The organism is Thiobacillus sp. (genome assembly GCF_013693775.1).
GTDB lineage: Bacteria > Pseudomonadota > Gammaproteobacteria > Burkholderiales > Thiobacillaceae > Thiobacillus.
On sequence record NZ_CP059257.1, the window covers coordinates 1,359,645 to 1,377,292 of the forward strand.

The window sequence follows — 17,648 nt, forward strand, 5'->3', positions numbered from 1 at the left end:
CGTAATCCTGGAACACACTCATGCCGCCTCCCGCCATTCCTTGAGGCTGCCGGCCAGCGTGCGCGTCAAGGCGATGAGGCTGCCCAGCGTATCGACATCCGGCGTGGCTTCGCACAAACCGATCTTGCTGTCGGCATACACCGACAGGATCAGCAGGTTGTGCTGCACGTCCAGCGGCAGCGCCAAGGTGCCTTCGGCCAGTCCGGTCTGGATCGCGTGCCAGACGCTGCGGCTGGCTTCCAGTGCTGCCTTGAGACGCAGCGGGCGATTGGGATCGGTCCAGTGCCGCTGCACGGCCATCAACTGGGCGGCAATGTCGTCGAGCTGGGCGGCTTCGTCCATCATCACGTCGGCGTGGTGGATATGACGCTGCGCCTGCTGGATCTGATGTTCCGGGATCATGGGGTCCTTGCTGCTTGTGCCGGGGCACGTCGCCCACGGTTACGCTACAAGTTAGCGGCGAGGACCGGCGCAACTTTAGACAAGCTAAATGCATGCCCGAAAGCGTCGAAAAGCCGTCAATCGTCCTGCAGGGTTTGTCCGGGAACAGGGTCTCGGTGAAGCCGAAATCGCGTAGGTCGCGGATGCGCATCGGATACAGGATGCCGTGCAGGTGGTCGACCTCGTGCTGCACCACGCGGGCATGGAAATCCTTTACGCGGCGATCGATCGGCTGCCCCGCTGCATCGAAGCCCTGATAGCGCAGATCGGCGTGGCGCGGTACCAGCCCGCGCATGCCCGGCACTGACAGACATCCTTCCCATCCCTCTTCCATGACGTCGGACAAGGGGTCAGTACGGGATTGATCAGCACTGTGAACGGGACGTTCTCGGCATCGGGATAACGCGGATTGGCGGCAACTTCGAAAATCACCACCTGCAGGCCGATGCCGATCTGTGGCGCCGCCAAGCCGGCCCCGTTGAGGGAACGCATGGTGTCGTGCATGTCGACGATCAGTTGCGCCAGTTCGGGCGACGCGAAATCTTCCACCGGTTGCGCCTGCGCGAGCAGGCGCGGATCGCCCATTTTCAGGACCTCGCGGATGGCCATGGCTGCTCCAGCTGTTGCAGGTCGGCGGGCTCCAGCCAGCGCCAGCCGCCGGGCGGCAGGTCTGCGGGCAAGGCATGACTGCCGATGGTTTCGCGATGCAGCGTCTCGACCCGGTTACCCGTCGCCGCGATCATGCGTTTGACCTGATGGTATTTGCCTTCGGCGAGCGTCAGGCGCAGCGTGCGCGCATCGAGTCTGTCGCAGGCCAGTGCGGCAATCGGCGCCGGTTCGTCGTTCAATGCCACGCCTTGACGCAAGGCATCCAACATGGCGTCGGTCACGGGCTCGGCACAGGTGGCACGGTAGATTTTAGCAATGCCCTTTCTGGGCGAGATCATGCGGTGGATGAACTGGCCGTCATCGGAAAACAGCAGCAGGCCGGTGGTGTCCTGGTCGAGCCGTCCCACGCACTGCACCCCGCGCTGCAGCAGCGGCGCCGGCAACAGGGAAAACACGCTGGGGTGATGGCTGGGATGATGCGAGCACTCGTAGCCGGCAGGCTTGTGCATCAGCACATAGGCCTTCTCGCGATATGCCCAGGCGACGCCGTCGAGCGTCAGTTGCAGCCCGGCCGGGTCGACCTCGGCCTCCGGGTCGTCGCAGACCGTGCCGTTGACTGCCACGGCGCCCGACCGCACGCGTGCCACGCAGCCCTTGCGCGAGCCGAACCCCTGCGACTGCAGAGCGCGATAGAGTTTCATGCGGTAGCCATTCCCTGCTCAATACGTGCACAAACCGGCCGCGTCGTCGGTCACCAGCTGTTCCAGCAGATGCCGTACCTGCAGCATCACTTCGCCCAATACGGCCTGGATTTCGCCCATCTGGATGCCCTCAGCGGACAATCCGCGACCAGCCGCATAATTGACCACTGCGCCCACCGTCGCGTAGCAGAGCGCCAATTCGCGCGCCAGATAGGCCTCCGGCATGCCGGTCATGCCCACCATGTCGGCGCCGTCGCGCTCCATGCGGTTGATTTCGGCCGCCGTTTCCAGGCGCGGCCCCTGTACCGCACCGTAGACGCCGCCGTCGCGCAGGCTGATGCCGGCTCGGGTGGCGGCTTGCAGCAGCGCCGTACGCATGGCGTCGCAATACGGGGTAGTGAAATCGAGATGGGTCACCGGCTTGTCTCTGCCCGCGAAATACGTGGCGGCACGGCTGTGCGTGTAGTCGATGATCTGGTCGGGGATGGCCAGCGTACCGGGGATCAGTTCGGGGTGGATGCCGCCGACCGTGGCGACCGACACCACGCGGTCGACGCCGTGTTCCTTCAGCGCCCACAGATTGGCGCGATAGTTCACCTCATGCGGCGGAATGGTATGGCCGTAGCCGTGACGCGCCAGGAAGATCACCTCCTGCCCGCAGATGCGACCGAAGGTCAATGCGCCCGAGGGTTCGCCGTAGGGCGTACGTGCCACCTGGCGATGGGTGATTTCAAGATTGGCCAGTTGCGTGAGGCCGGTACCGCCAATGATGCCCAGCATGTTATTTGTCCTTCAAAGCGTAAATGGCCGGCAGGTTGCGCCACAGCCCGTAAGCGTCCATGCCGCAGCCGAACACGTAGCGATTGGGCACGTCCAGCCCCACAAAATCGGCCCGGATCGGCTTGTTCAGCCCGTTGTCCTTGTTGGTCAGCACCGCCGACCAGACGTGCGCCGCGCCCATCCCGACCAGCTTGTCGCGGATGGCTGCGAGGGTTTCGCCTTCGTCCAGGATATCGTCCAGCACCAGCACGTTGCGGCCGACCACGTTCTGCCCCGGCAGCACCCGCCATTCCACCTCGCCACCCTCGGTCTTGCCACGGTAGCGGGTGACGTGCAGGTAGTCGAATTCCAGCGGGAACCGCAGCCGCGGCAGCAGCTGGCCGGCGAACACCACCGCCCCGCCCATGACGGCCAGCACCAGCGGAAACGTATCCCGCAGCCCGCTTCCGATCTCGTCCGCCAGGCGGTCGAGCACGGCCTGCACCGCTTCTTCCGATGCGATGCACTCGGCGTGGTCCAGCAATTGTTGCGCATCCAGCCGTGACATGCGGCCCCGGGATTCCTGGAAAGTCGGCAGTCTAAGCGGTGTCAGCCGATGTTTCCAGACTTTGCGCGGGTCGAGTAAGCTTGCGCCATGTCGATTTCCGCCTCTGATCCCAGCGAGCTCGATGCCGCCGGATGGCTGGCCGGCGCACGCCGCCTGCCTTCGCCGAATTGCGATGCGCGACCGGAAGGTGCGGCGATCGAGCTCATCGTCATCCACAATATTTCTTTGCCGCCCGGCGTATTTGACAGCGACGCCGTGATCGACCTCTTCACCAACCGGCTCGACTGGGATGCGCATCCTTACTACCAAGGCATACGCGGCCTCGAGGTGTCGGCGCACTTCTTCATCCGCCGCGACGGCACGCTGATCCAGTTCGTGCCCTGCGCACTGCGCGCCTGGCATGCGGGCAAGTCGACCTGGCAGGGACGCGAACGCTGCAACGACTTTTCCATCGGCATCGAACTGGAAGGCAGCGACGACCTGCCTTTTACCGATGCCCAGTACGCGGCCCTGATCCCGCTGCTGGCCACGCTCAAAACGGCTTACCCGATCCAGGCAGTCGTGGGCCACAGCGACATCGCACCGGGCCGCAAGACCGACCCCGGCCCCCATTTCGCCTGGCAGCGGCTGGATGCGCATACGGCCTGATCCGTTCGTCTTCGTCGGCCTGCTTGCGCTGCTGCTTGCCGGCTGTGCGCCCACACTCAATCTCGACGCCCGACGCCTTCCCACGCAGGCGCTATCCAGCCACGCTGACAGCCCACTGCGAACCCAGCTGGCAGCCTGGATTCCGCCCGGCGAATCGGGCTTTCATCTACTGAAGAGCGGCCAGGCGGCACTGGCGGCCCGCCTGGCGCTGGCACAACGCGCCACCCGCACGCTGGACGTGCAGTACTACCTGTTCCACAACGACACCACCGGCAAAATGGTCGCCGCCTCGCTGCTGGCTGCAGCCGACCGCGGCGTACGCGTGCGCCTGCTGATCGACGACATCGACACCGCCGACAAGGAACTGGGGCTCGCCACGCTGAATGCCCACCCCAATATCCAGGTGCGGCTGTTCAATCCCTTCCACACCCGCAGTACCAGTCTGCTGGTCAGGGGCTGGCAGGCATTGCGCGAAAGCGTCCGCCTCAACCGCCGCATGCACAACAAGGTCTTCATCGCCGACAGCCAGGTCGGCATCACCGGCGGGCGCAACATCGGCGACGAATATTTCGGTGCCGACCACGACCTCGCCTTCATCGACCTCGACGTCGTCGCGGCCGGTGCCATCGTCAATGCGCTGGCACAGTCGTTCGACACCTACTGGAACAGCGAGGCCGCCGTACCCGCCTCCGCCCTGCCGATCACGCCCAGCGACAAGCGGCTGCAACGCACCACCCGGCGTTTGTATGAATTCCGCGCCCAGCAACTCGACAGTGCGTATGGCCGCGCCCTGACCGCGGCCGACCCCATTCCCGGGCTGTTGAAAGGTGACACGTCCTGGCGCATTGCGTCCGCCGATCTCATCGTCGACCCGCCGGAAAAAGTACTCAAGCGCAGCAAATCACCTTCCAGTCTGCTGGTCGGCCAACTCGCCGGACTTTGGGTCAACCCCACCCGGCACGTCCTCATCGTATCGCCCTATTTCGTGCCCGGCGCCGCAGGCATGGCCTATTTCGACTACTGGCGCAGCCAGGGCATACAGATCGACGTCCTGACCAACGCCTACGCCGCCAGCGACGTGCCGATCGTGCACGCCGGCTATGCCAACTACCGCATCCCGTTGCTGGAGGCCGGCGTCAATCTCTACGAGCTGAAACCGGTGGCCGAGCCCATCGGCGGCCGCCTGCGCGATCTCTCCGGCGGCTCGTCGCGCGCCAGTCTGCATGCCAAGACCTTCGTATTCGACGACGAGCACGTGTTCATCGGCAGCTTCAACTTCGATCCACGCTCGACCCTGCTCAATACCGAAATGGGCCTGGTGATCCATTCGCCTGAACTCGCCCGCGAGGTCACCGACATGGCCGAGAACGCAATGCGGCCCGAACGCAGTTTCCGGCCGCGACTCGCCATCGAAACCGTCAACGGAAAGATCGAGCGACGCCTGCAATGGACCGACGTGCACCAAGGCAGCCCGCGCACGTTCGATCGCGAACCCGACACCACCCCGATCCAGCGCGGCCTGCTGCGCATATTGCAGGCGTTGCCGATCGAGGAATACCTGTAAGCCACGGTAAAATCAGCTTTTCTGTTTTTGCTGGATTGACCTATGCGACTCGGCACCCCGCTTTCCCCTTCCGCCACCCGTGTCATGCTCCTGGGTGCAGGTGAGCTCGGCAAGGAAGTCATCATCGCGCTGCAGCGCCTTGGCGTCGAAGTCATCGCCGTCGACCGCTACGTCAATGCGCCCGGTCACCAGGTCGCGCATCGGGCCTACGTGACCGACATGAGCGACCGCTCGGCGCTGCGCGCGCTGATCGAGGCCGAGAAACCGCATCTGGTCGTGCCCGAAATCGAGGCCATCGCCACCGAGACGTTGCTGGAAATCGAGGCGGCCGGCCTGGCCGAAATCATTCCCACGGCACGTGCCGCCAACCTCACCATGAACCGCGAGGGCATCCGCCGGCTCGCCGCCGAAACGCTGAACCTGCCGACCTCGCCCTACGTGTTCGCCGACAGCCTGGCCGAGATGACGGCCGCAGCGGAGAAACTGGGCTATCCGGTGATCGTCAAGCCGGTGATGTCGTCGTCTGGCAAGGGCCAGTCGCGGGTGGACGACGCCAGCCAGTTGCAAACGGCGTGGGACTATGCCGCCAGCGGCGGGCGGGTGGACAAAGGCCGCGTCATCGTCGAGGGCGTGATCGACTTCGATTATGAAATCACGCTGCTGACCGTGCGTGCACGCGGGCCTTCGGGCGAGATCGAGACCCATTTCTGCGCCCCCATCGGCCATGTGCAGGTAAAAGGCGACTATGTCGAATCGTGGCAGCCGCAGGCGATGTCCACCACCGCACTCAAACGCGCGCAGGACATCGCCGCCGCCGTCACCGGCAACCTCGGCGGGCGCGGCATCTTCGGCGTGGAGCTGTTCGTCAAGGGTGATACCGTGTGGTTCTCCGAGGTCAGCCCGCGCCCGCACGACACCGGCATGGTGACGATGGCGACGCAGCGGCAGAACGAATTCGAGCTGCACGCGCGCGCCATCCTCGGCCTGCCGGTCGACGTCAGCCTGCGCGAACCCGGGGCCTCCGCAGTGATCTACGGCGGCATGGAGGCGACCGGCATTGCGTTCGACGGCGTCGCCGGCGCGCTCGCCATGCCCGGCGTCGATATCCGCCTGTTCGGCAAGCCGCAGGCCTTCGCCCGCCGCCGCATGGGCGTGGCGCTCGCCACCGCCTCCGACACGGACGAGGCGCGTCTGCGCGCCAAAACTGCAGCAGCCGCAGTCAAACCGGTGAAGGTCTGAACCATGCAAACCCATTACGAACGCCTCGGCGGCGGCGACGTCATCCGCAAACTGGTCGACCGCTTCTACGACCTGATGGACGAGGATCCGGATTACTACGGCATCCGCAAGCTGCATCCGGCGGATCTCAGCGAGTCGCGCAACAAGCTGTTCTGGTTCCTTTCCGGCTGGACCGGCGGCCCGCCGGAATACACCGACCGCTTCGGCCATCCCTTCCTGCGCCGCCGCCATATGCCCTTTGTCATCGGCGAAACCGAGCGCGACCAGTGGATGGGCTGCATGATGCGTGCGATGCAGGACGTCGGCGTGGATACCGCCATGCAGCAGGAACTGACCGCAGCCTTCTTCAAGACCGCCGACTTCATGCGCAACCAGCCTGGATGATCATGAAACGGTTGATCGGCTGGGGAGGACTGTTCGTTGTGCTGGCCACACTCACCCTGCTGCCCTGGCTGGCGCTGGATGACGCACCCGCCATCGAGCCGCCGGCGCAATTCCGCCGCACCGACCTCGCCTGGATCAAATCGCTGTTCGAGAAGCACGACCCGCGCGGGCAGACGCCCGATGTCGTCCAGAGCATCCAGCTCGACGAGGCCGAGCTCAACCGGCTGCTCAACTACGCTGTCGAACTGCGCCGCGTCAGCGGCATTGCCGCCGAGCTTACGCCGGGACTGGCCACCCTTACCGCCACGCTGACCGTCCCGTCGAATCCGTTTGGACGCTACCTCAACATCACCGCCGAAGTGGCCGATGTGCCCGGTGGCATCCGCATCCGGAGCCTGCAGCTCGGCAGCCTGCCGCTGCCGGGTACGCTGGCCGACTGGACGGCACGTCTGGCGCATCGCTGGCTGCGGCGCGACAAAACCTATGCGGCACTGGCTGATGCGTTCACGCAGGTGAGTTTCGATGAAAACCAGGCCACGCTGGATTACCGCTGGCGTCCCGAACTGCTGACGCGGATCGAGCGAAAAAGCGCCGAACTGCTGCTTGCACCGGAAGACCAGGCCCGCATGCTGGCCTATGCCGAACGGCTGGATACGCTGCTGAAGCCCCACCCGCGCGGCAGCACGGTGCCGCTGGTGAGCATCATGGGCCCGCTGTTTACCTACGCCCTGCAAAACGGCAACGACGCGCGCGAGGAAAACCGCGCCGCCCTCACTGCACTGGCGGCGTACCTGGGAGGGATCAGCCTGCCCAAGTTGCTGGAGGGCGACAGCCATTCGATCCGCCGGGCACCTCGCGTACTGCTATCGATCCACGGGCGGCGCGACTTTGCCGAGCATTTCGTGATTTCCGCCGCCCTATCGGCCAACGGCGGCAGCCGCCTGGCCAATGCCATCGGCCTGATGAAGGAAGAAGAGGACGCCGACCGGGGCTCGGGCTTCAGTTTCACCGACCTGGCCAACGATCGTGCCGGCGTGAAGCTCGGCACCCACGCGACCGGTGATGCCGCGGCCCGGGTGCGACAACTGCTGGCCGTCTCCCACAGCGACACCGACCTGCTGCCCGATTTCCGCAACCTGCCGGAATTCATGCCGCAGACCGAATTCGACCGCCGTTTCGGGCCCATCGGCAGCGCACGCTACCAGCGGGTGATCCAGGGCATCGACGCCCGGCTGGCCGCGCATCCCTGGCCCAATAAACGGGTTCCGTCACAAAACCCTGTTATAATGCCGGGTTTCCCGAATCCCGGCCCCCATCATGTCCCGCAAGCTCCGCAACATCGCCATCATCGCGCACGTCGACCATGGCAAGACCACGCTGGTCGACCAGCTTCTCAAGCAATCCGGCACCTTCCGCGACAACCAGGCGGTTGACGAGCGCGTCATGGACTCGAACGACCTGGANAAGGAACGCGGCATCACCATCCTGGCGAAGAACACCGCGATCACCTACGGCGACTACCACATCAACATCGTCGACACNCCCGGCCACGCCGACTTCGGCGGCGAGGTCGAGCGCGTGCTCGGCATGGTCGACGGCGTGGTGCTGCTGGTCGACGCCGTCGAAGGCCCGATGCCGCAGACGCGCTTCGTCACCAAGAAGGCGCTGGCGCTCGGCCTGCGTCCCATCGTCGTGATCAACAAGGTGGACCGTCCCGGGTCGCGCCCCGACTGGGTCGTCGACCAGACCTTCGACCTGTTCGACAAGCTCGGCGCCACCGACGACCAGCTCGACTTCCCCATCATCTACGCGTCCGGCCTCAACGGCTGGGCCTGCCTCGACCTCAGNGACGCGCCTTCGCAAGGTGGCAGCGCGGCCGACATGAAGCCGCTGTTCGACACCGTGCTCACTCACGTTCCCACCCCGCCCGGCTCGGCTGACGCGCCCTTGCAACTGCAGATCGCCGCGCTCGACTACTCGACCTACACCGGCCGCCTCGGCGTCGGCCGCGTACTCAATGGCCGCATCAAACCCGGCATGTCGGTCGTCGTGATGAACCACGAAGACCAGGTTGCCACCGGCCGCATCAACCAAGTGCTCGGTTTCAAAGGCCTCGACCGCATACCGGTGGACGAAGCCGAAGCCGGCGACATCATCATCATCTCGGGTCTCGACGACATCGGCATCGGCGTCACCATCTGCGACAAGGAAAACCCGGTTGGCCTGCCCGTACTCGGGGTCGACGAACCCACGCTCACCATGGATTTCATGGTGAACACCTCGCCGCTCGCCGGCACCGAAGGCAAGTTCGTCACCAGTCGCCAGATCCGCGACCGCCTCAACAAGGAACTGCTGACCAACGTGGCGCTGCGCGTGGACGACACCGGCGACGCCGACGTGTTCCGCGTCTCCGGCCGCGGCGAACTGCACCTGACGATTCTTCTCGAGAACATGCGCCGCGAAGGCTTCGAAATGGCCGTCGCCAAGCCGCGCGTCGTGTACAAGGAGATCAACGGCGAGAAGTGCGAACCGTATGAAAACCTCACCATCGACCTGGAAGACGAACACCAGGGCAGCGTGATGGAAGAGATCGGCCGCCGTCGCGGCGAACTGACCAACATGGAATCCGACGGCCGCGGCCGCACCCGCCTGGAATACCACATTCCGGCGCGCGGCCTGATCGGCTTCCAATCCGACTTCATGACCATGACGCGCGGCACCGGCCTGATGAGCCACGTGTTCGACGACTACGGCCCGGTGAAAGCCGACCTGCCCGGCCGCCACAACGGCGTGCTGGTGTCACAGGACAACGGCGAGGCCGTCGCCTACGCACTGTGGAAACTCGAAGACCGCGGCCGCATGTTCGTCTCGCCCGGCGACAAACTGTATGAAGGCATGGTCATCGGCATCCACAGCCGCGACAATGACCTCGTGGTCAACCCGATCAAGGGCAAGCAGCTCACCAACGTGCGTGCCTCCGGCACCGACGAGGCCGTGCGCCTGACCACCCCGATCAAGCTGACACTGGAGTCCGCGGTGGAATTCATCGACGACGACGAACTGGTGGAAATCACGCCCAAATCGATCCGCATCCGCAAGCGCCACCTGCAGGAACACGAGCGCAAGCGCGCCAACCGCGCGGCGGCGTAATCCCGTACCGGCGTGAGCCGGGACTGGTTTGACCCAACCCGGCTCAGGCCGGGTTTTTATGGCGGCACAGGTAAAATCCGCGCATGCAACCTGTCGAAATCGGCCTCCTCGCCGGCCTTGCCGTCCTCATCCTCATGATCGCCATCCTGCTGCTTCGCCTGGGCGCGCTGCGGCGNGAGCAACTCGGATTGCCCGCGCTATTGGCTCAGGACATGGAAGCCCGCCACCGCGCGGTGCTGACCGACCTGCACACCGGATTGTCACAGCAATCCGACCGCATGCAGACCCAGCTCGCCGCCTTGCAGGTGGCACAGAGCGAACGGCTGGCGGAAACGCGCGAAACCGTCACCGGCCAGTTCACCCTGTTCCAGACCGCGATGCTGGAAAAGCTGATCGAGCAGGGACGCGCCGAGCAGAGCCTGCTGCAGGACACGCTCAAGGGCATGACCGCGCACTTCAACGAGCGCGTCCAGCAGTTGTCGCAGACGGTCGACGGCCGCCTCAATGAAATATCCGGCAAGGTGGCCGAGCGGCTCGACGAAGGCTTCAAGAAGACCAACGAGACCTTCACCTCGGTGATGACACGGCTGGCGGTGATCGACGAGGCGCAGAANAAGATCGAGGGCCTCGCGTCCAACGTCGTCTCGCTTCAGGAAATACTGGGCGACAAGCGTTCGCGCGGCGCCTTCGGCGAGGTTCAGCTGGAAGCGCTGGTGCGGAACAGCCTGCCGCCCGACGCCTACGCGTTTCAGCACACGCTCAGGAGCGGCGCGCGCGCCGACTGCGTGCTGATCCTGCCGGAACCGACCGGCATGGTCTGCGTCGATTCCAAGTTCCCGCTGGAAAACTACAGCCGCATGTTCGACGACGGCCTGCCGCCGGCCGAGCGCGACGCCGCACGACGGCAGTTCAAGGCTGATGTCAGGAAGCATGTCGACGACATTGCCGCCAAGTACATCGTCGAAGGCGAAACCTCCGACGGCGCCGTGATGTTCCTGCCGGCCGAGGCAGTGTTCGCCGAGATCCACGCCTACCATCCCGACCTCGTCGAGCACGCGCAGAAGAAGCGGGTGTGGCTGACCTCGCCGACCACGCTGATGGCCGTGCTCAACACCGCGCGCGCGGTGATTCGCGATTCGGAGACGCGGCGCATGGCCCACGTCATCAAGGATGAGCTGGGCAAGCTGGCGAAGGATTTTTCCCGCTTCGACGAGCGCATGAAGAAGCTCGCCACCCACATCGAGCAGGCCAACAAGGATGTCAGCGAGGTTCGCATTTCCAGCGACAAGATCAGTCGCCGCTTTCAGCAGATCGAGCGGGTCGAGCTCGAGCACCCGGACGCCGCCAACGCGCGCCTGCTCGACGACGACGAATGAGCTGGTTTGGCCGCTGGCGCCGTGCCCGCATCCTCGAGCGGCACGCCATCCCGCCAGGGGATTTCGACGCCGCGCTCGCCCGCCTGCCGATTCTGCACCGGCTGGATGCCTCGGAACGGGCGCGCCTGCATGACGCCGTCAGCCTGTTCATTCACGACAAGACGTTTTCCGCGGCGGGCGGCGCCGAGGTCGATTCGGCCATCCGGCTCGCCATTGCCCTGCAGGCCTGCCTGCTGACGCTCAACCTTGGCGAGGACAGCTACCGCGGCTGGAGCGAAATCATTCTCTATCCCGATGAGTTCCTGCGCGCCCGCGAGGAGGTGGATGAGGCCGGGGTGGTGCACCATACGCGCGACATCCTGGCGGGCGAATCCTGGCACGGCGGCCCGCTGGTCCTGTCGCTCGCCGACGTCGAGGTCAGCGGCCAGGCCGACGGCGTCAACGTCGTGCTGCACGAGTTTGCCCACAAGCTCGACATGCTGAACGGCGACGCCAATGGGTTTCCACCGCTGCATCGCGGCATGGACTCAAGCGCCTGGGCACGCGATTTCAGCGTGGCCTACGCGGATCTGTGCAGCCGCGTCGACGCCGGCGAGGACACGGCCATCGATCCCTATGCCACGGCCGATCCCGCCGAGTTCTTTGCAGTGCTCACCGAGGTGTTTTTCGAAACGCCGGCGCTGCTCGATGCAGAGTACCCGGCCGTCTACCGGCAGTTACAGCAGTTCTATCGCCAGCATCCGCTACACCCTCAGGGAGCGAAAGCATGAATTCGAAACTGCCGGGAACGGCCGCACGTATCGACGACATCGCACCCTTCCACGTCATGGATATCCTGGCGCGGGCACAGGCCCTGGAGGCAGCCGGCCGCGACATCATCCATCTCGAAATCGGCGAACCCGACTTCGCCACGCCACCGCCCATCGTCGAGGCCGGCATTGCCGCATTGCGTGCCGGCCATACGCACTACACCGGCGCCCTGGGCCTGCCTGAGCTGCGCACGGCCATCGCCGGCTTTTACGCCTCGCGCTGGCAGGCTTCGGTCGAACCCGGGCGCATCGTCGTCACNCCCGGCGCATCCGGCGCGCTGCTGCTGGCGCTGGGATTGCTGGCCGGGCCCGGTGACGCCGTATTGATGTCCGACCCCGGCTATCCCTGCAATCGCCACTTCGCTCGTTTCTGCGAAGCGCACGCGATCAACGTGCCGGTCGATGCCGACAGCGGCTTTCAGCTCACGCTCGAACTGATCGAGCGTCATGCCACCGCGACCACTCGTGCGGTGCTGATCGCCAGCCCGTCCAACCCCACCGGCACCGCCATGGCAGCGGATGAGCTCGAACGCATCCACGACTGGTGCGCTGCGCACGGCATCGCCCTGATCGTCGACGAGATCTATCTGGCGCTGACCTACGACGGCCTCGAACACAGCGCCGCCCGCTGGGATGACGTGTTTGTCGTCAACAGTTTCTCGAAGTTCTTCCTGATGACCGGCTGGCGGCTCGGCTGGCTGGCGGCCCCCGCCTGGGCCATGCCGGCGCTGGAACGGCTCGCACAGAATCTGTATCTGGCCGCCCCCACCCCGGCGCAGCATGCCGCGCTTGCAGCATTCGCTCCCGCAAGCCTGGACATGCTCGAAGCCTGCAAGGCCGAGTTGCGCGCCCGTCGCGATTACCTGCTGCCGGCCTTGCGCGAGCGCGGCTTCGTCATCCCGGCCACGCCCCAGGGCGCGTTTTACCTATATGCCGATTGCAGCCGCCTGGCCCAGGACAGCCATGTATTGGCCAATCGTTTGCTCGAGGAAGCAGGCATCGCCACGACGCCCGGGGTCGATTTCGGCATCTACCAGCCGGCGCGATATATCCGCTTCGCCTATACCCAGCCGCTGCCACGCCTGGCCGAGGCCATGGCGCGGCTCGATCGGTTCCTGCAGGCATAAAAAACCGGCCCGAAGGCCGGTTCTCGTTCCTGAGCCAGGAATTACTTGGCAGGAGCTTCAGCAGGCGCAGCAGCAGGAGCGGCAGCGTCAGCAGCAGGTGCAGCAGCGTCAGCAGCGGGAGCGGCAGCTTCCGGAGCGGCAGGAGCAGCAGGAGCAGCTTCCATCGGAGCAGCAGCTTCCGGAGCCGGCGCAGCAGCAGCGGGAGCTTCGGCAGGAGCAGCGGCTTCTTCTTTTTGCCACAAGCAGTCATGGAAACAGCCAGCAGAGCAGCCAGGAGAACGGAATATTTCATTTGATTTCCCTTTATTACGAATATAAAAACCCACACCAGAGATCGGTCCGGGACTTGAGATCCAGCCGACGCGCGGAATTCTAACAAATCGGCAAAAGAAAACCACAATCTATTAATTTTCTTCCATTGCGGAAAATTTGCGTTGTGTAATTACCACAACCCTTGGGCCACGCCCTGCTTGCGTTCGCGCAAGCCCTGTGATTTCAAGGTATTCACCGTGCCAGCCGATTGTTAGTCGGCGAGTTTGGCACGGACAAATTCTTCGAGCGTATCCGGCAGATTGCCTGCCATGCGCGCGCGTCGGTAGGCGGAACGCGCTTCGTCGTTTTTCCNCTGGGCGGCCAGGGCGAGTCCCAAGCCCACCCACCAGGTTCCCGGGCCCGGTTGCATCTCAAGCGCCTGCTCGTATTGCCGCACGGCATCGGGATATTGCTTGAGCTGCACCAGCAGCGCCGCCAGCGTCGCATGGTAATCGGCATCGACCCCGTGCCCGCCCATCCCACTCTGCAAGCTTGCGACGGCGCCTTCCGTATCCCCACGCGCCGCCTGCAGGCGGGCAAGGCTGAGTGCAAACCACGCATGCTCAGGGCTCGCCGCACGCCCGATGCGCAAGACCTTCTCGGCCTCCTGGTTGCGGCCGGCTTCGCTCAACAACGCGGCCAACGTCTCGCGCGCCGCGACATGCTCCGGCGACAATGCAAGTGCCTCTTCCAGCAGCGCCCGGGCCCGATCTGCCTGCCCTGCCCGGATGAACGTCAATGCCTTGCGATAGCGTTCGTCAGCTGCTTCGCGGGGAGTGGGTTGGCTGGCTTCCTTGCGGATGACCGGCTGCTGCGCCACAGCGTGATCCGACACGTCTGCCGTCGCGACCGCCACGGCGGGTCCGGGCAGTTCGGGCGGGGTGGCCGATCCAAGCCGTTGCTTGTCTTNTTTCTCATCCACAGGCCCAGCTTGGTGCTCGGCGACAACGGGGACGGCGGATGTCTTGACCGAAATTTGTGTGGNGGGCACGGCAGGCGACGTGTGCGGCATAGGCGCTGACACGGCCACAGACTGCATCGCGACATGCCGCTCGCTTTCCACGGGAGGCGGCTGGCGACGTTCAGCGGCCAGCCAGATTGCCAGTCCGGCAAGTGACGATAACAGGGCAACGCCGCCCCACAGCCGCGTCCAGGGCCGCTTCGCCCAGACGGATGGAGGTGGAGGNNGCGGCGTCCGGCGGGACGCGCGATCGGTCTGGCGCGCGTCCAGCGCACGCAACGTCTGGTTGATGATACTCATACGTTCAATCGAAATCCGGCATGGAACGGTCTACGCAATCAGGTACAACCAGCCTGCGGCTGCGGCGCTCGCCCCCAGCGTCGCCAGAACGAACAGCACCCATCGTGCAGTGTGATTGACCGCCTTGGCCGCCAGAGTGTCGCGTGCAGCCTCCCGCATCTCGCGCCCGCCGACGCGATGCAGGCCTTTTCCATATGCCAGCATGAGCGCCTTGTGGGCAATGATATTGACGACGCGCGGAACGCCGGCGCTGGCTTCGTACANAAACCCGACGGCACGCGGGCTGAGCGGCAAGGCAGTAGGCTCGAAACCCGCGCGCGCCAGGCGATGGGACAGATAGGCAACGAGTTCCTCGCGTTGCAGGGGACGCAGACGATCATGGAAACTGATCCGGGTCTTGAGCTGCGGAATGGCCTGCAGCCGCGCATCCAGTTCTGGCTGGCCGAACAGCACGATCGTCAGCAATTTCCGCTTCTCGGTTTCCAGGTTGGACAGCAGCCGGATCGTTTCCAGGCTCTCCAGCGAGATCGCCTGGGCCTCGTCGAGAATCAGCACCACGCGGGTGCCACGCCTGGCCAGCGCGATCAACCGCGACTGGATCGCCTTGTGGACGCGGTAATAGCTTTCCTGTCCCGTCAGCTTGAGGCCCAGTTCCTCGGCGACGGCACACAGGATCCCGAGCGGATCGAGCGCGGGGTTGGGGAGATAGAGCGCGCGGCAGCGCCTGGGCAACTCGGCCAGCAGGGTCCGGCACAGCAGGGTTTTCCCGGTTCCGACCGCGCCGACGATCTTGATGAAGCCCTCACCGCTTTCCAGCGCATGGAGGAGCGTGTCCAGCGCTTCCTGATGCGGTGGCGAGGCAANAAAGAAATCGGTATCGGNGGTCAGTCCGAAAGGCGCTTCGGCAAGCCCGAAATGGGCAAGATAGGAGAGGGAATGGCGGCTGCCGGTCGAAGGAATCGACTTTCCGCCATCCGATAATCCGCTCGCTGCGCCCAGCGAATGATCGGCGTTGGAGAAAGCCACTGCCGTCATGGCGTCGCCGGTTGTCGCTCGATCTTGTCGAGACGAGCCTGGGTCGCTTCCGCATCCGCCTGCCAGTCCGCCTGGCTGTCGATGACGGTCGGCTTGATGAGGATCACCAGTTCACTCTTCTTCGAGCTCTGATTGGTATTGCCGAAGAAGTACCCCAACAGCGGCACCTGACCCAGCCCGGGCACACGGTTGGCGCTGCCGTCGAAGGACTGCTTCATCATTCCACCGATGGCGACGATGCGCCCATCCTCCACCTGCACGACGCTGTCGGTTTCCGAGACGGCGCTGGACGCGAGCGGCAGCGTCAGCTTTCCGGCCTGGCCGGCGTCGATGTTCTTGATCTTCTCCGTCACCACGCTCACCGAGGGACGGATATGCAGCGTGATGCGGCCTTTCTCGTCGATCTGCGGCGTGACATCGAGCGCGATGCCCGAGAAGAAGGGCTGCAGCGTCACGCTGGGCGTGGTCGTGGTGCCGGCCCCACCGGTATTGCTGGTGGTCGACACATCGGTCACGAAGAAATCGTCGGTACCGACCTTGAGCACAGCCTGCTGGTTGTTCAGCGCGGCAATGCGTGGGCTCGACAACACGTGCACTGATCCTTGGGTTTCCAGGAAATTGATCAGCGCGGCGAAGCTCTTGGTCTGGAATGCGAGGCCGAAGATGCCGGACGAGGTGCCCGACGCCGCAGGCAGCCCGCTGCCGAGCACATCCGCCAGCGAACCGCTGGCGGCACCGGTCAGCAGATCGAAATTGCCGGCATTGGCGCCCGAGGAATATTTATGCTGGCCGTTGTGCAGCACCGACCAGTTGATGCCGGTCTGATAGCCGTCGTTCAACTGCACCTCGAGTATTTTCGCCTCCAGCATGACCTGGCGTTCGACTGCCAGAGCAGTGGCCTTGAGGAAGTGCTCGACATCCCGCATCGTGCGCGGCGTGGTCTTGACCACCACGATACCCGACTGCGGGCTGAGGATCACTTTGCCGGACTCGCCCACGATGGTTTCCAGCGCCGCCTTCAATTCGCCCCAGAAATCCGAATTGAGCTTCGTGTCGATCCGGCTGGTTTCCAGCGATTGTTGCGTGGAGCCCGCGCCGGTTACACCGCTTGCGCCGCCGGTGCCCGCGGAACTGACGGAACCGGAAATCACGCGCATGTCCGACGAACCGGTACGGGTCCCTGCCAGGTAGTTCACCTTGAAGATGCGGGTCTGTGGGGTCAATGGCCGCACCACGATGCGATGCCCTTCCATCGTGTAGTCGTAGCCGTACAGTTCGCGAATGGCGGACATCGCCTCGGGCACGGTGACGTTCTTGAGGTTGGCGGAAATCGAGCCCGCCACTTCGGGATGCACCAGCATGCTGTAGCGCGTGCCGGAGACGATCGCCATGAACACGTCCTGCGCAGGCGCACCGTTGACGACCAGATCGAACCGCGGCTCGGCCGGCTCGGCCGCATTCTTGGGCAGTTCCAGCTTGAGCGNGGGCAGCAGCGCAGCCTGAGCCTGTGCATCTGTCACCGCGTGCGGCGCGGACTGCGCCTGGGCGGCCTGGGCGATTTCCTGACGGATCGCCTGCTGTGTATCGCGCGGCGTCAGCGGGCCGGCGCACCCCAGCAGAACCAGCGAACCGACAACGATCATGGTGTAGCGCTTCATCATCCGC

At 64.7% G+C, this 17,648-nt stretch carries 17 protein-coding genes and 1 pseudogene; 10 read left to right on the plus strand and 8 right to left on the minus strand.

From position 1 onward, the window contains the following. Positions 1 to 18: 18 nt before the first annotated feature. The 5 genes and pseudogenes from HZY77_RS06740 to HZY77_RS06760 form a co-directional block, all read right to left on the minus strand. Positions 19 to 402, minus strand: coding sequence for a flagellar biosynthesis regulator FlaF (locus tag HZY77_RS06740; protein ID WP_296820009.1), 384 nt, complete (start codon positions 400 to 402; stop codon positions 19 to 21). 133 nt (positions 403 to 535) lie between these two features. Further along, positions 536 to 1,050, minus strand: a pseudogene (def, locus tag HZY77_RS06745) (peptide deformylase); the annotation flags it as partial. After that, positions 1,029 to 1,751: a 16S rRNA pseudouridine(516) synthase gene (locus tag HZY77_RS06750; protein WP_296820012.1), complete on the minus strand. Its 723-nt coding sequence runs from the start codon at positions 1,749 to 1,751 to the stop codon at positions 1,029 to 1,031. The pseudogene def and the gene HZY77_RS06750, both read right to left, overlap by 22 nt. 18 nt (positions 1,752 to 1,769) lie before the next feature. After that, positions 1,770 to 2,531 carry an S-methyl-5'-thioinosine phosphorylase gene (locus tag HZY77_RS06755; protein WP_296820013.1) on the minus strand — a complete coding sequence of 254 codons (762 nt, stop codon included), beginning with the start codon at positions 2,529 to 2,531 and terminating at the stop codon, positions 1,770 to 1,772. Between the two features lies 1 nt (position 2,532). Next, positions 2,533 to 3,078: a hypoxanthine-guanine phosphoribosyltransferase gene (locus tag HZY77_RS06760; protein ID WP_296820015.1), complete on the minus strand. Its 546-nt coding sequence runs from the start codon at positions 3,076 to 3,078 to the stop codon at positions 2,533 to 2,535. A gap of 87 nt (positions 3,079 to 3,165) precedes the next feature. Between HZY77_RS06760 and ampD the strand changes: the two genes are divergently transcribed. The 10 genes from ampD (at position 3,166) to HZY77_RS06810 (ending at position 13,751) form a co-directional block, all read left to right on the plus strand. Further along, positions 3,166 to 3,726, plus strand: coding sequence for a 1,6-anhydro-N-acetylmuramyl-L-alanine amidase AmpD (gene ampD, locus HZY77_RS06765; RefSeq protein WP_296820017.1), 561 nt, complete (start codon positions 3,166 to 3,168; stop codon positions 3,724 to 3,726). Further along, entirely contained in the window at positions 3,710 to 5,290 is a 1,581-nt protein-coding gene (locus HZY77_RS06770) for a phospholipase D family protein (RefSeq protein ID WP_296820020.1), read from the plus strand. Before ampD ends, HZY77_RS06770 begins: the two co-directional genes overlap by 17 nt. A gap of 42 nt (positions 5,291 to 5,332) precedes the next feature. Further along, entirely contained in the window at positions 5,333 to 6,529 is a 1,197-nt protein-coding gene (gene purT / locus HZY77_RS06775; RefSeq protein ID WP_296820023.1) for a formate-dependent phosphoribosylglycinamide formyltransferase, read from the plus strand. 3 nt (positions 6,530 to 6,532) lie between these two features. Beyond that, positions 6,533 to 6,913: a group II truncated hemoglobin gene (locus HZY77_RS06780; RefSeq protein ID WP_296820026.1), complete on the plus strand. Its 381-nt coding sequence runs from the start codon at positions 6,533 to 6,535 to the stop codon at positions 6,911 to 6,913. 2 nt (positions 6,914 to 6,915) lie between these two features. Further along, complete coding sequence (locus HZY77_RS06785; protein WP_296820028.1) at positions 6,916 to 8,346, plus strand: hypothetical protein; 1,431 nt, start codon at positions 6,916 to 6,918, stop codon at positions 8,344 to 8,346. Further along, positions 8,231 to 10,063 carry a translational GTPase TypA gene (gene typA, locus HZY77_RS06790; protein ID WP_296820030.1) on the plus strand — a complete coding sequence of 611 codons (1,833 nt, stop codon included), beginning with the start codon at positions 8,231 to 8,233 and terminating at the stop codon, positions 10,061 to 10,063. The genes HZY77_RS06785 and typA overlap by 116 nt, the downstream gene beginning before the upstream one ends. An 83-nt stretch (positions 10,064 to 10,146) precedes the next feature. Continuing rightward, entirely contained in the window at positions 10,147 to 11,439 is a 1,293-nt protein-coding gene (locus HZY77_RS06795) for a DNA recombination protein RmuC (RefSeq protein WP_296820033.1), read from the plus strand. After that, complete coding sequence (locus HZY77_RS06800) at positions 11,436 to 12,209, plus strand: M90 family metallopeptidase (RefSeq protein WP_296820035.1); 774 nt, start codon at positions 11,436 to 11,438, stop codon at positions 12,207 to 12,209. Before HZY77_RS06795 ends, HZY77_RS06800 begins: the two co-directional genes overlap by 4 nt. Next, positions 12,206 to 13,375 carry a pyridoxal phosphate-dependent aminotransferase gene (locus HZY77_RS06805; protein WP_296820038.1) on the plus strand — a complete coding sequence of 390 codons (1,170 nt, stop codon included), beginning with the start codon at positions 12,206 to 12,208 and terminating at the stop codon, positions 13,373 to 13,375. The genes HZY77_RS06800 and HZY77_RS06805 overlap by 4 nt, the downstream gene beginning before the upstream one ends. A gap of 97 nt (positions 13,376 to 13,472) precedes the next feature. Beyond that, a complete protein-coding gene (locus HZY77_RS06810; protein ID WP_296820040.1) occupies positions 13,473 to 13,751 on the plus strand; it encodes a hypothetical protein in 279 nt (92 codons plus the stop codon). Between the two features lie 147 nt (positions 13,752 to 13,898). On the opposite strand, the gene HZY77_RS06815 is transcribed toward HZY77_RS06810, so the two are convergent. The 3 genes from HZY77_RS06815 to mshL all read right to left on the minus strand — a co-directional run bounded on the left by HZY77_RS06815 (position 13,899) and on the right by mshL (position 17,644). Further along, complete coding sequence (locus HZY77_RS06815) at positions 13,899 to 14,948, minus strand: tetratricopeptide repeat protein (RefSeq protein WP_296820042.1); 1,050 nt, start codon at positions 14,946 to 14,948, stop codon at positions 13,899 to 13,901. Positions 14,949 to 14,978: 30 nt separating this feature from the next. Beyond that, positions 14,979 to 15,983, minus strand: a complete 1,005-nt coding sequence (locus HZY77_RS06820; protein ID WP_296820043.1) for an AAA family ATPase — start codon at positions 15,981 to 15,983, stop codon at positions 14,979 to 14,981. Then, positions 15,980 to 17,644 carry a pilus (MSHA type) biogenesis protein MshL gene (mshL, locus tag HZY77_RS06825; RefSeq protein WP_296820045.1) on the minus strand — a complete coding sequence of 555 codons (1,665 nt, stop codon included), beginning with the start codon at positions 17,642 to 17,644 and terminating at the stop codon, positions 15,980 to 15,982. Before mshL ends, HZY77_RS06820 begins: the two co-directional genes overlap by 4 nt. Positions 17,645 to 17,648 lie beyond the last annotated feature (4 nt).